Source organism: Arthrobacter sp. efr-133-R2A-120 (assembly GCF_030209835.1).
Classification (GTDB): domain Bacteria; phylum Actinomycetota; class Actinomycetes; order Actinomycetales; family Micrococcaceae; genus Arthrobacter.
Map to the genome: position 1 here is coordinate 39,907 of NZ_JARVRF010000062.1, position 11,195 is coordinate 51,101.

Consider the following 11,195-nt stretch of genomic DNA (forward strand, 5'->3'; position numbering starts at 1 on the left):
TGAGGGAGAGCATCGGCCAACCGCTGCCTTTTGCTACGGGGCGCAGGGCACAGCATCAAAACCTGGATTTTGATGGATTGTGCGCCCGAGCCTTGCCAGACAAGCATCTAGCCTACCATGACGCCTACTTGCCCCGGATGATCCTGCGCAGCCGCTCGAGCCTGGGAGCAATATCCCGTTCAGCACCGTTTGCCGTGGGTTCGTAGTAGTCCCTGCCGACCAAATCATCCGGAGCGTACTGCTGCGTGGCCACGCCGTGCGGGGCATCGTGCGCGTACTTATAGCCTTGGCCGTGGCCGAGGCCCTTCGCTCCTTGGTAATGCGCATCCCGCAAGTGGGCCGGAATCCCGACCCCCATCCCCGCACGCACATCGGCGATGGCCTTGTTGATGCCCATATAGGCCGCATTGGACTTGGGCGCCGTCGCCAGATGCACCACGGCTTCGGCGAGGATGATCCGGCCCTCGGGCATGCCGATCAACTGCACCGCCTGGGCCGCGGCGACGGCGGTCTGCAACGCCGTCGGATCTGCCATGCCGATGTCTTCGGCAGCCGAAATCACAATCCGGCGGGCCACGAAGCGGGGGTCCTCCCCCGCTTCGAGCATGCGGGCCAGGTAGTGGAGGGCCGCATCGACGTCTGAGCCGCGGATCGACTTGATGAACGCACTGGCGACGTCGTAGTGCTGGTCGCCCGCGCGGTCGTACCGGACGGCGGCTACATCGAGGGCCCGCTCCGTGTGGCGGAGTTCGACGACGACCGGAGCCTCCGGGGCGCCGTCACCGGCCAGCCCTTCCTCTTCAGAAGCGTCTTCGGAAGCGTCGCCGTCGTGGTTCCGGTCTCCGTAGGCGACGCCGGCGGCGGCCTCAAGTGCGGTGAGCGCGCGGCGGGCATCTCCCCCGGACAAGCGGACCAAATGCTCGAGCGCTTCAGGGGTGAGCTCCACTCCCCCTGCCAAGCCGCGGGCATCGGCAACAGCGCGTTGCAAGAGCGCCTCGATGTCGCTGTCGGTGAGCGGTTTCAGGGTAAGCAGCAGTGACCGGGAGAGCAGCGGCGAGACCACCGAGAACGCGGGGTTTTCGGTGGTGGCTGCGACCAGTACCACCCAGCGGTTCTCGACGCCAGGCAGCAGGGCGTCCTGCTGGGCTTTGTTGAAGCGGTGGATCTCATCCAGGAACAGCACAGTGGTGGTCCGGTAGAGATCCCGGGCAGTCAAGGCATTTTCCATGACCAGGCGGACGTCCTTGACGCCCGCAGTAATAGCGGACAATTCAACGAACTTCCGGCCTGGTCCGCGGGCGATGACGTGCGCCAGCGTCGTCTTGCCCGTACCTGGAGGTCCCCACAAGATGACCGAGCTCGGACCGGCAGGACCGGCGGCGTCGGCCCCTGCGGCAAGCTGCCGCAAAGGAGAACCCTGGCCCAGCAAATGCTGCTGGCCCACAACGTCGTCGAGCGTCCGGGGCCTCATGCGGACAGCCAAAGGGCTCCGCGGCGACGCCCGACGTACCGTGCCCGCACGCTCATCACCGGAACGGTCCGAATCCGCCGCTTTGCCGCCGGCGTCGTCGTCGTTGTCCGCGTCGGCACCAAAGAGATCTTCCACATGGATAGGCTACTCATGATTCCAGTTAAGGAGACATCGACGTGGAGACCCGGCCATCCGCCCCCGGCGAAAAGCAGCCGCTTGGAGCGGCGCGCACCGCCTTCATCCCTGGTCCGCGGTTGACCGGCTGGGTGGAGCGCTTCGCCGCGAGCCATGGCACCGTTGAGGAAGAGCCCGACGACGGCGGTACCCTCCTGCGGGCGGCTGACGGCGCTACCGCGCTATTGAGAGCCCCCTGGCCCGTCGATGGACGGCCGGGCAAGGGCGCAACCACCGTTGAGCGTTTGGCGTCCCTTGCTTCACAGGAACGGCGGCTCGGAATCATCCTGGTGCGCCGGGGTGGCTACGCGGTGGGGGTCGTGAGCGGCGGCAAAGTGTCTGCGTCCAAATCGGGTTCCCGCTATGTACAGTCACGCTCGTCGGCAGGAGGATCGTCGCAGCAGCGTTTTGCCCGTCGTCGCGAAAACCAGGCAAACGCACTGACGGAAGCCGTGGCCGGTTATGCCGCCGCTGTATTCGCCGGACACAGTATTGAATATCTCGTTCTGGGCGGAGACGCCGCGCTCTCTGCGGCGGTCCTGGAGGAGGCGGCGCTGAAGGAATACACCTCGCGGAAAAGGCTCGCGTTCCTCGCGGTCGCCGACCCCAACGCGACCGTGCTTCGCAAGGCTGCGGCAGACGCGTGCGCCGTGCGGATCGAGGTCACGGATCCGCTGTAGGGGTGCGCAGGGCTAGCACCGCCAACGCAAGATCGGTAGGGTTCTGAAGGTCCAGCCCGGTGTACCGTTCGAACGTCGCCAGCCGGTATCTTCCCTGCTGACCGCCGCTACAAGGGGTGCGCCGACGTCGACGCGCAGGGCTCCGGCGATCCGGGCAAGGTCCGATTCCGACGGTTCCCTGGGGGCCAGGAGTTGCGAGAGGTACTGGTGCTGGAGATCGGCGTTGGCCCGCTCGATATCCTCCAGTTCTGCGACGTACCGCGCCTGGACGCGTGAGGCAAAGGTGTCCACTGTGGGCCAGACGAGTTCAGTCCTGCTGACCAGCAGCGCCGGATCCACCGCCAGGGCGGATGCGGACAATGCATCCCACACGACGGAAAAGTCCAACCTGATGGCGCGCACCAGGCTGTCCAAGGGGAGGCCTTGCCTTGCGCGACGCTTGCTCAACTCTGCGGCGATGGACTCGAGGGCGTCCATGGTGGCTCCCCCGTCCCCGCAGCACGCCGAGAATGGCCACCAAGGAATCGTGGCTGCTGCGGCGAAGGTCCGCGGTGACCTGGCGGTTGTGTGCAGCCGGTCAGGAGGGTCCCGGCGTGCACCTGTGTGCAGGAAAGCCTGAAGGAGAAGCTCTTGCCGTTCACCGTGTGGCCGGGGGTCGACAGCCGACTACTGTGCGCCCACTTACTTGGTGGCGGAAATGTCCAGGATTCTGAGTGCGATTCGCAGTGCAAATTTCGTGTCGGGATTGTCTAATGGAACCTCCATCAGTTGCTCAATCTTCTCAAGTCTCTTGACTACAGTGTTTCGATGAACATGAAGAACGCGAGCAGTCTCAGCGAGGCTGGATTCGCATTTCAGGTAAGCGCTCAGCGTGTCCCGCAAGTACCCGGCATCCTCTTCGGATAATCCTCCCAGGAACTTCATGGATGGGCGCACAAGTGCGGGATCGTGGAGGGTGAGCCGGATCAACTGGGTGGCGATTGATTCCTGGGCATCAACAATTTGGCGGCGTCCTTTGCTGTAACTTGCTTGTCGGGCGAAGTCTTCGGCTTCGGCGATGCTTTTCGCAAACCCCTCCGGTCCAAGTCGTGGTCTTGCGACGCCAAAAACGATGCCGGATTCCAAAGGCGGTCGGACGGAGTCCAATGCACCCACAAGGTCTTTGTACTCTGTCCTAGTCGGTTGGTTTGGTTGGGTCTCCCAGATAAGCCAGTGATCCATGTATTCCGATGAGGCGATGGAGTATCCATAGCGTGTCAGGGCGGCTGGAATCATTCGGCCAATGTCATGAGCTGTGGATTTCTGTGGGGCATGAATGCTTACCAGGGTGTGCCATCCGTTGAGGTTCCATCCGACGCTGAGTGCTTGAGAGATGAGGTGGTCTGGAACCGCTCCGCCGCTGACAGCGAGCTGTGAGACGATCGCTGATCTCGCGGATTGAAAAAGCTCGTCAGCAAAGCGCTGCCGAGTGAGCCAGCGAAGCAAGGGCGATGCAGTCAGTTCCATGAGTTCCCTGGCCCCTTCAAGCTCGAAGGGCGCGGCGTCGGTGCTGAATTCGGCAAGGATCCAAAGTGCTGGATCGTCGTTTTCCATGAGGGGCGGTAGCGGGACCGATATCAAGTTCGCCGACAAAGCCGGAATGGGGCCTTGCCCCGGCGCTGTGGTTAATTCGCCAAGAGAAAGTGGGCTCTCCAACGCGCCAGCAAGCGTTAGCCCAAGTGAATTGACGATGGCTATCTCCGCGTTTACATACTTTCTAAGTTCAGAGACGACATTGTCCGGGTTCGGTTCCATGCCTTGGATTGCGCGGGAGAGGGCGGCCATGCTCGTGGACCGAGTCATGAGATTGGATTTCATGAAGCCCTGGAGGGATGCAGCCACAGAAACAGTTGTCTGGGGTTGATCAAGGACCACGACGCTCATCTTCAGTTTTCTTGCCAGTTCCCGCGTGGAGATGCTCATTTCTGTACTGCTCCCGGATTCTCCATTCTCGGATGGTGTGAGAATGACCATGCCCACACCCTGTAGCTTCAGATGGGGGAATATCATTTCCAGCCCGTAGGAAGGCATCCAGGAAGATATCCAGATGCCTTCGACCCCGTCGATTTGCCTGTCGTCGGGCGCGTCCAGGTGCGCGATTCGGGCTTGTCCGTTTGCGGTGAATTGATTGACGCAGACGAACGAGTAGCTTGCGGTTGGCTCCGCCAGGACGACCGAGCTGTGCAACAGGGCCGGGCACCGCATTAGTTCCCGTAGGGTCAGCCGATCTGTCATTGAGGGGCTCCATATGAGGGGATTGTGTAGCCGTAGCCGGCAATGTCTACTAATGACCGGGCCGAAGCTTCGGTCCACTTGCCCGGAGCTTCGAAGACGAGGATGTCTACGCCGTAGCCAGGGACAGTACGCTCGCTGAGGAGGGGAGTTCCGGTGTGGCTGTCAAGGAGGCAAATGATTTGAGGTGCCTTTGCCAGCAGTCGGCCCTCGTCTATGAGCAGAAGGAATTCGTTCTGTGCCTCGATCCGAAGGTACCTTCCCTGGGCACGGACGATTATCGTGCCTTTGGCATGTACCCCGACGTCTGACCCCCGGGGAGCCGGCTCCCATTTAACGTCCACGACGCTCCCTCTGCCGACATGCAGACACCCTTTGGTGTGTTGAGAGAAGTGCATTATTGCGTCGCTGACCGATGCTGTGAGTTTTCTCGATTGTTGGAACTGGTAGCCAAGCTCGATTGCCCGCCGGAGTGTCCCCGTGATCCCTGCTTGGCGTGCTTGGACACCGTCCATGGCATATCCAGCGAATGCCACCCACCCACCGAATATTCCCATGAGTAAGCGAAGCGATCGTTCGGCATCTTCCGCGCCCGTTCCGCAGATTTCGACACACCTGCCGGAAGCGTCGACGAGCGCACACGGGGTCATCGGGACGCTATGTGCGTTGAAGGTCGTCTGATGCAGCCCCGAGAGTCCGCGCCCCATACCGTCCAGATCGATCATCGGGATGTCCAGAGCCGCGGCCACAAGAATCGGCGCATACGCATTGATCCCGGCCATCTCGAACGCGCAGACGAGCGGTCGCGTCCCTGGAAATTTCGCGGCGACCGCCTCGAACGCCCTCGTGTATGGATCAGGTCCGCCGGGCTTTTCGCTGAAGGCCAGCGGCGATCCCGCTAGTCCGACGGGAATGACGACATCGTTCGGAGCGATTTTACTCGGAGGAAATACGGTAACTCCGCCCCTTTGTTCCAGCACGTTTCGTGTCAGAAGGGATATGGCATGAGTGTCTCCTGCACCCCCCGATCCCTGCATCCTGGCGCCAAACTCCAGCGCCTCCAAACCGCTCGACTTGAGAACCCAAGGCATGGCCGCCTCCTCCCATCCTCATCGACGAAAATGCTACGTGTTAAGTATGCACACCGGCACGGCATTTAGTAGTTAGATCGACCATTGTTGTCGTGCATCATCAGCCGTAGCGTTGTCTTAATTCTTCTCCTACCCCTGAGCTCTTTGCGGGTAGGCACCTCGCAGGCAAAGGAGCCGAAATGACAACAGGTACAACAACGAAAAAGCATGCCGGGGAGGAGGACTTTGCCCTCGAACGTGTTCCTGAACACGCCCGTCATAGCTGGTGGTCGGTGGCTGTTCAAAGGTTCGGCCAGATGTCAGCGCTGTCACAGTTCCTCCTAGGCGCAGCTCTCGGATTTGGGATGCAATTTTCCGACGCTTTGCTGGCGATCTTCCTTGGGTCGGTCATCCTCGAGGTTGTCGCTATCATGACGGGCATCCTCGGCCAACGGGAAGGCCTCTCGACCTCGCTTCTGGCTAGATGGACTGGCTTTGGCCGCCATGGATCCAGCATCATCGCCTTATTCATCTCACTTAGCTTGGTCGGGTGGTTTGGCGTCCAGAGCGGCGTGGCTGCAGATGGTCTTGCTAAGCTGGCACCCGTTTTTCCCGCCTGGGCGTGGTCCCTTGTGGTCGGCGCAGCTGTGACCGCGATTGTCATTTATGGTTTCAAGAGCATGGCCTGGACCGCGTACATTACGATTCCGGCGTTCCTCCTGCTGGCCGGCTGGTCGATTTTCTCTGAGTTGCAAAACCACAATCTGGGCGATCTTGTAAGTCAGCCGGCCCCTGGACCGGTGCTTAGCCTCGCTGCGGGGACGACGCTGGTGGCAGGCGGATTCATTGTCGGGATGGTCATCACTCCGGATATGACACGCTTCAACCGCAAACCCTCCGATGTCGTCAAGCAGACGCTTTTGGGAGTCACCCTTGGCGAATTCATGGTTGCTATCGCTGGGGTCCTTCTTGCTCACGCGCTCAAGACCAACGACGTCATCGCACTGGTCACGTCCAGCAGCGGATTCGTCGGTACGATCGTCATCGTTGCGGGCACCGTCAAGATGAATGACTGGAATCTGTACTCTGCCTCTCTGGGCATCGTGAACTTTGTCGAGACAGTGTTCAGGAAACGAGTGAGCCGCACCAGTGTCACCATCTTTATCGGCGCCCTGGGAGCCATGCTCGCTGCCGCTGGAATCCTGAACTACTTCGTGGATTTCCTGATCCTGCTTGGAGTCACATTCCCGCCGATCGCGGGCATCATGGTCGCCGAATACTACATCGTCAAGAAATGGCGGAGCGTATTGTCCGGTTCTTCCCCCGGGTTGCCCGCAACTGAGCCCACATGGGTTATCGGAACCCTCGTGGTGTGGGGGGCGTCGGTGCTGATTGGGATGTACCTGCCCTGGGGGGTAGGCTCCCTCAACTCACTCTGTGCATCCATTGTTCTGTACGTCATTGCCGGGAAATTGGGCCTGATCAAAGGGACTTCCGAAGACGTGCTCTCACGCCAACCGAAAACTGAAACTCGCGAACTGCAGGAGGAACACCAGTGAAAATAGGCATCGATGTCGGCGGGACCAACACAGACGCTGTGCTTATTGATGGCAACGAGGTCCTGGCAGGCGTAAAAAGCCCAACAATGAGTGATGTTGCACTGGGAATTACTGAATCCCTCCGCCGTCTTCAGAGTGCTTTCCCCTTCGATCCGACGCAGATAGACGCAGTCATGATCGGCACCACGCATTTCATCAATGCTCTCATCGAGGCCGAGCGGCTGGCGCCGACCGCGGCCATCCGGCTGGGACTTCCTGCGACGAGTGGACTGCCCCCCTTCGTAGGCTGGCCCACGCGGATCACCGAAGCAGTGAAGGCCCTGCCCTACATGTGCCACGGCGGACATGAGTTCGACGGACGGGAGATATCTCCGATCGACCGTGAAGAAATACGCAGAGCTGTCCGGGATGCCGTGGCCCGGGGCGCACGAAGCTTCGCTATCTCGTCTGTGTTCTCTCCGGTTAACTCCGAGTTTGAGCAGATGGCGGCGGAAATCATCGGGATCGAATTTCCCGAACTTCCGGTCAGCCTTTCGAACGAAATCGGCAGGGTTGGACTGCTCGAGAGGGAAAACGCGACCATCATCAATGCCGCCCTGCGTGACCTTTCAGCCGAAGTTTGTTCTTCCCTGGACCAATCACTCATGGCGCTGGACATCAACGCTCCTCTGTTCCTGAGCCAGAACGACGGAACCTTGATGGACGTCGATTTCGCCAGGAAATACCCCGTTGCCACATTTGCCTCTGGACCAACAAACTCCATGCGGGGGGCAGCGTATCTCTCAGGCATCAAGGACTGCATCGTGGTTGACGTTGGAGGGACGACGACGGACGTCGGAGTTCTCCAGTCCGGCTTCCCTCGGGAGGCTGCCACCGAGATTGAGGTCGCAGGAATCCGCACCAACTTCCGGATGCCAGATGTCTTGTCCGTGGGAGTCGGTGGTGGCAGCAGAATCAGATTCGACGATGGAGTGACCGTCGGGCCGGACAGCGTCGGATATCGGGTAACGGAGGAGGCGCTCGTTTTCGGCGGCCAAACCTTGACGGCGACCGACATCATGGTCGCGGCTGGAGACACGGTAATTGGCGACCCGGAGCGCGTCAAACATCTGGACCGCTCACTGATCTACGCGGCCAGAGATGAAATCCACCGAAGGATCACTGAGACGGTTGACCGGATGCGGACGAGCTCTGACCTGGTCCCGGTGATTGCAGTCGGCGGCGGTGCGTTCCTCGTTCCCGAACAGATGGCATGCGCCAGTGACGTTGCCCGTCCGGGGCACTCCGGAGTAGCGAATGCCATCGGCGCCGCTATTGCACAAGTAGGCGGGGAAGTCGACCGAATCTTTGCCATCCCGGCCGGAAAGCGCGAAGAAGTGCTCGACCAAGCCAGGGAGGAAGCAATCGGCAAGGCCATAGCTGCCGGAGCCAAAGCCAGCACTGTCCAAATCGTGGAGATCGATGAGCTTCCCTTGGCTTATCTGCCAGGGAACGCGTCCCGTGTCCGTATCAAGGCCGTTGGCGATCTTCCGACGTCGAAGTAACCCCGGAATGCTGACTGCAAGAACTAGAAGGAAAACATAATGAGTTTCTATCTTTCACTAAACGACGTTCCTGACTTGGCGCGGGGCGCGGCGATACTGGGTACAGGCGGCGGCGGAGATCCGCTCATCGGCCGCCTCCTCGTCGAGGAATGCCTCAAAAACGGGAAGAAGATCGAAATCCTCGATCCGACCGAACTTGATGACGATGACTTTGTCATTTCCACGGCCATGATGGGTGCTCCGACTGTCGTAGTCGAGAAAGTCCCAGCCGGCACTGAGGCCGTCCGGTCGCTCCGCGCCTTGGAGAGACACCTCGGAAAAACAGCCGACGCAACAATCCCCATGGAGTGCGGTGGACTGAATTCCATGATTCCTCTGGTCGTCGCCGCCGAAGCGGGTATCCCGGTGGTGGACGGCGACGGAATGGGACGAGCCTTCCCGGAGCTTCAAATGGAAACGTTCGGAGTCTACGGGGTGTCCGGATCACCGCTCGCTGTTTCTGACGAAAACGGGCACACGTGCATCGTCGATACCGGCCAGGACAACCAGAGGATGGAGACTTTCGCGCGCGCGGTCGCCATCAAGATGGGGGGCGCGGCATACATCGCCGAGTATCCAATGAGCGGAGCAGACGTCAAGCGAACTGCGATCCGCAACACCGTCACCCTGGCCCTCAATATCGGCCGGACTTTGCGTACGGCCAAGGACAAACATCTTGATCCGCTGGCAGAACTCAGTGCCTTCCTAAAGGACACAATATACGGCCACGGAACCGTGCTCATGCGGGGAAAAATCGTTGACGTTGAGAGGTTCGTTAGAGACGGGTTCACCCACGGCTCTGCGGTTGTGGAATCCTTCGACGGTATCGACGAAATGCGGATCCAGTTCCGGAACGAGAACGTCATTGCACACAAGAATGGTGCGGTCGTTGCCATTGTTCCGGATCTTATTACGATAGTTGATGTTGATTTGGGCACCCCCATCACTTCCGAGGCCCTGCGGTTCGGACAGCGGGTGGCCGTCTACGGAATCTCGACTCCTGCCATCATGCGGACCCCTGAAGCGCTGCAAGTCTTTGGCCCCCAGGCTTTCGGACTCCATGAGCCATGGGTCGCCCTTGAGGAATTGAGTGCCGTCAGGTGATACCCACCCTGGAGAGTCCCGTCATGGCCGAGGCTCTCATATTCGATGGCCACAACGATTTGCCTTGGGCTCTGCGACAGAAATTCGATTCCCGTGTCGAGGAGATCGACTTATCGCAGCACCAGCCCAGCTTGCACACAGACATTCCACGGCTCCGGGAAGGCCGGGTCGGTGCGCAATTCTGGTCAGTCTTCGTCCCGTCCAACATGCTGCCGGCCGACGCCGTCGTGGCGACACTCGAACAGATCGACTGCGTGCACCGGATCATGTCCGAGTATCCCGAAACGTTCAGTTTGGTCGACACGGCCGCCGGTGTAAGGACCGCCGTTGAGAAGGGACTGATTGCCTCCCTGATGGGAATTGAAGGAGGCCACTCCATCGACTCATCCCTCGGCGTCCTCCGGATGATGAGACGTGTCGGCGTCCGCTATATGACCCTGACACACAACGACAACACGCCCTGGGCACGATCAGCGACGGGGGAACAGGTTGGCTACGGGCTCACTGGTTTTGGAAGAAGTGTGATCGCCGAGATGAATGACCTTGGAATCATCGTCGATTTGTCCCACGTGGCCGAACAGACCATGCACAACACGCTGGACATCACCAGGGCCCCCGTCATGTTTTCGCACTCGTCTTGTCGCAATGTAACCGATCACGTCAGGAACGTGCCGGATTCCGTGCTTGAAAGATTGCCTGAAAACGGTGGAGTGCTCATGCTTACGTTTGTTCCCGCTTTCATCTCCAATGCCTGCGCCGAGCACGAGCAACGGTCGGATGATATCCGGAAGAGGCTGGGCCTCCGGACGGGATTCCACGCAGGCCATGTGGACGAGGACGAGGCCGCGATATCGGAATATGCCCGCTGGACATCTCAGAACCCGCCTCCACACGCAACCATCGCCGACGTTGTGAAACACGTGGAACATGCGCGTGAAGTGGTGGGACCCCAACACTTGGGCATCGGAGGGGACTTCGACGGGATCGAACGGCTGCCCCGCGGAATAACCGGAGTATCCAGTTACCCTGTCGTCAAGATGGCACTAGCTGAACGGGGCTGGTCGGCTGCAGATCTCCGCAGCCTCGCTTTCGGCAATGTCCTCAGGGTGCTCGAAGACGCCGAGAGGGTCGCCAATCAACAGACAGATGACGATTCCATGCAGAACGCGACGGTTGGTCACTAGATTTGCCACGTCAACCACAGCGGCAGCATCGGATCTCCAAAACCGGCTCTTCGTGGTTGGTGGGGAATTGAGTTCGTGTCGTTGAAGACAAGAGGGCCC

The 11,195-nt window shown here is 60.1% G+C and carries 9 protein-coding genes; 5 read left to right on the plus strand and 4 right to left on the minus strand.

Annotation, left to right across the window (positions count from 1 at the left end; translation table 11 throughout):
- Positions 1 to 124 precede the first annotated feature (124 nt).
- Positions 125 to 1,606 carry a replication-associated recombination protein A gene (locus tag QRN52_RS21535; RefSeq protein WP_284755694.1) on the minus strand — a complete coding sequence of 494 codons (1,482 nt, stop codon included), beginning with the start codon at positions 1,604 to 1,606 and terminating at the stop codon, positions 125 to 127.
- Positions 1,607 to 1,647: 41 nt separating this feature from the next.
- Between QRN52_RS21535 and QRN52_RS21540 the strand changes: the two genes are divergently transcribed.
- On the plus strand, positions 1,648 to 2,325 hold the full coding sequence (locus tag QRN52_RS21540; RefSeq protein WP_284755696.1) for an acVLRF1 family peptidyl-tRNA hydrolase: 678 nt from the start codon (positions 1,648 to 1,650) through the stop codon (positions 2,323 to 2,325).
- Between the two features lie 12 nt (positions 2,326 to 2,337).
- On the opposite strand, the gene QRN52_RS21545 is transcribed toward QRN52_RS21540, so the two are convergent.
- The 3 genes from QRN52_RS21545 to QRN52_RS21555 form a co-directional block, all read right to left on the minus strand.
- Positions 2,338 to 2,934 (minus strand): RsbRD N-terminal domain-containing protein, encoded by a 597-nt coding sequence (locus QRN52_RS21545; RefSeq protein ID WP_502869741.1) that lies wholly within the window; start codon positions 2,932 to 2,934, stop codon positions 2,338 to 2,340.
- 72 nt (positions 2,935 to 3,006) lie between these two features.
- Positions 3,007 to 4,599: a PucR family transcriptional regulator gene (locus QRN52_RS21550; RefSeq protein WP_284755699.1), complete on the minus strand. Its 1,593-nt coding sequence runs from the start codon at positions 4,597 to 4,599 to the stop codon at positions 3,007 to 3,009.
- Positions 4,596 to 5,687, minus strand: coding sequence for a DUF917 domain-containing protein (locus tag QRN52_RS21555; protein WP_284755701.1), 1,092 nt, complete (start codon positions 5,685 to 5,687; stop codon positions 4,596 to 4,598). Before QRN52_RS21555 ends, QRN52_RS21550 begins: the two co-directional genes overlap by 4 nt.
- A 179-nt stretch (positions 5,688 to 5,866) precedes the next feature.
- On the opposite strand from QRN52_RS21555, the gene QRN52_RS21560 reads away from it, so the two are divergent.
- Genes QRN52_RS21560 through QRN52_RS21575 form a run of 4 tightly spaced genes read left to right on the plus strand, consistent with a single transcriptional unit; the run spans position 5,867 to position 11,096 of the window.
- Positions 5,867 to 7,225: a purine-cytosine permease family protein gene (locus QRN52_RS21560; protein WP_284755702.1), complete on the plus strand. Its 1,359-nt coding sequence runs from the start codon at positions 5,867 to 5,869 to the stop codon at positions 7,223 to 7,225.
- On the plus strand, positions 7,222 to 8,769 hold the full coding sequence (locus QRN52_RS21565) for a hydantoinase/oxoprolinase N-terminal domain-containing protein (RefSeq protein ID WP_284755703.1): 1,548 nt from the start codon (positions 7,222 to 7,224) through the stop codon (positions 8,767 to 8,769). The genes QRN52_RS21560 and QRN52_RS21565 overlap by 4 nt, the downstream gene beginning before the upstream one ends.
- A 39-nt stretch (positions 8,770 to 8,808) precedes the next feature.
- Positions 8,809 to 9,912, plus strand: a complete 1,104-nt coding sequence (locus tag QRN52_RS21570) for an S-methyl thiohydantoin desulfurase family protein (protein WP_284755705.1) — start codon at positions 8,809 to 8,811, stop codon at positions 9,910 to 9,912.
- A gap of 23 nt (positions 9,913 to 9,935) precedes the next feature.
- Entirely contained in the window at positions 9,936 to 11,096 is a 1,161-nt protein-coding gene (locus tag QRN52_RS21575) for a dipeptidase (protein WP_284755708.1), read from the plus strand.
- Positions 11,097 to 11,195: the final 99 nt, after the last annotated feature.